The organism is Acinetobacter sp. UBA2063 (genome assembly GCF_002333245.1).
In the GTDB taxonomy this organism is placed as follows: Bacteria; Pseudomonadota; Gammaproteobacteria; order Pseudomonadales; family Moraxellaceae; genus Acinetobacter; species Acinetobacter parvus.
The window spans coordinates 32,788-35,001 of the sequence record NZ_DDAH01000025.1 but is presented as its reverse complement, the minus strand read 5'-3'; the positions used below and the strand labels follow the sequence as shown (position 1 = coordinate 35,001).

Sequence of the window (2,214 nt, the reverse complement as noted above, 5' to 3'; positions counted from 1 at the left end):
AGACGCTCCGATTGGTTATATGTCGAGTTTTGAAAACTACATCAAAGCTAAACGTCCTGATCTAAGCTTTGATGATTTCTGGAAAAAAGACAGCGACAAAGAAGTTTATCACTTCATTGGTAAAGACATTGTTTACTTCCATGCACTGTTCTGGCCTGCAATGCTTGAAGGTGCGAACTACCGCACGCCATCTGGTTTATTCGTAAATGGTTTCTTGACGGTGAACGGTCAGAAGATGTCAAAATCTCGCGGTACATTCATTAAAGCTGAAACTTATTTACAGCACTTGAATCCTGAATATTTACGTTATTACTTTGCTTCTAAGCTTTCAGACAAAGTTGAAGATTCAGATTTGAATTTAGATGACTTCGTACAAAAAGTGAATTCTGACCTTGTAGGTAAAGTGGTGAATATTGCCAGCCGTTGTGCAAAATTCATTAACAGCAATTTCAATAATACGCTTTCAAGCACATGCGCTGAACCTGAACTGGTTCAAAGCTTTATTGATGCGGGCGATTCAATTGCTCAAGCCTATGAAGCACGTGAATTTTCTGCGGCTATTCGTGAAATCATGGCTCTTGCGGACAAAGCGAATCAATATATTGATGAGAAAAAACCGTGGGCGCTTGCCAAGCAAGAAGGTCAAGAACAACAAGTTCATGATGTTTGCTCAGTTGGTATCAACTTATTCCGTCAACTTGCGATTTACTTAGCTCCAGTGCTTCCAACACTTGCGGCTCAAGTTCAGTCTTTCTTACAACTTGAAAGCTTTGACTTTGCATCACGTCAGCAAATCCTCGTTGCACATGAAATTGCTCAATTCCAACCACTGATGCAGCGTGTTGATCCTAAAGCAGTTGCAGCCATGGTTGATGCATCTAAAGACTCTTTAGCTGCTGCGGCAGAAGCACCAAAAGTGGAAAAGAAAAAAGAAAAGAAAGCTGAGAAGAAGCCTGAGCCTAAAGTGGGTGAAGCTGAAATCATTGGTATTGAAGACTTTATGAAAGTTGACCTACGTGTAGCTGAAGTTTTAGAAGCTGCAACGGTCGATGGTTCTGATAAATTACTTCAACTCACTTTAAATGTAGGTGAAGCTGAACCACGTAATGTGTTTAGTGGTATTCGTGAGTTTTATCAGCCTGAAGATTTAAAAGGCAAATTAGTGGTGATGGTGGCTAACCTTGCACCGCGTAAAATGCGTTTTGGTATTTCTAACGGCATGGTACTTGCGGCGGGTAATGGTGAAGGTGTTTGGGTGATTTCACCTGAATCTGGGGCTAAAGCGGGTGATAAAGTGTCTTAAGATTTAGATCTGAGATGAGAAAAAACCTCTACTGACATTCTCAATCAAATACATTTACAATGTGGTCAAATTCATTTCTCGTTCGCAAAAAATGTTTGATCACATTGCCTTTCCCATTCCTTATCAAACATTGCAGCTTCCCCAGCCTGTTCAACTGACCATCAAACGCCTTGATCTGATTCATCCCCAGATTTCGGGCAACAAGTTTTTTAAACTGAAATACAACCTCTTGGCAGCACAACAGCAAGGTTTTTCTCAAGTCCTCACTTTTGGTGGTGCATTTTCCAATCATATTGCCGCAACAGCCTTTGCAGCACAGCATTTTGGTTTTCAAAGTATTGGCATGATTCGTGGTGAAGAACTGGCTTCGCAACCATTCAATCCAACGCTACAAACAGCGCAGGATTTAGGGATGCAACTACATTTTCTCAGTCGTTTCGAATATCGTTTACGCCATCAAGCTGAGTATCTACAACAGTTGCAGCAACAATACCCTCAAGCCTTTATTATTCCAGAGGGCGGAAGCAATGCCCTTGCCATTCAAGGGACACAGGAAATCCTCTCCCCTGATGATTTAGAAAATTATGACGTAATTTGTTGTGCTGTGGGTACAGGTGGAACCCTTGCAGGCATTATTGAAAGCAGCTCAGAGCTACAGCATGTTTTAGGCTTTTCTGCATTAAAAGGTGATTTTCTCAAACATGACATTCAACAATGGACTGATAAAAGCAATTGGTCTTTAACTGATGCCTATTGTTGTGGTGGTTATGCCAAAACCACGCTTGAACTGCTGCAATTTATGCAGCAATTTGAACAACAATATGATATCCCCTTGGAACAGGTGTACACCGCTAAAATGATGATGGGACTTCTTGATTTAATCCAGCACCATCATTTCTCTGCCCACACTC

2 protein-coding genes are annotated in these 2,214 nt (G+C 41.2%); both read left to right on the top strand.

The genetic code is table 11. The features are described 5' to 3' along the window. Positions 1-1,303 (top strand): methionine--tRNA ligase subunit beta (gene metG / locus B4H32_RS01210; RefSeq protein ID WP_286799360.1); only part of this gene is annotated, 1,303 nt, incomplete at its 5' end. Positions 1,304-1,394: 91 nt separating this feature from the next. After that, positions 1,395-2,214 (top strand): 1-aminocyclopropane-1-carboxylate deaminase/D-cysteine desulfhydrase (locus B4H32_RS01205; RefSeq protein WP_286799358.1); only part of this gene is annotated, 820 nt, incomplete at its 3' end.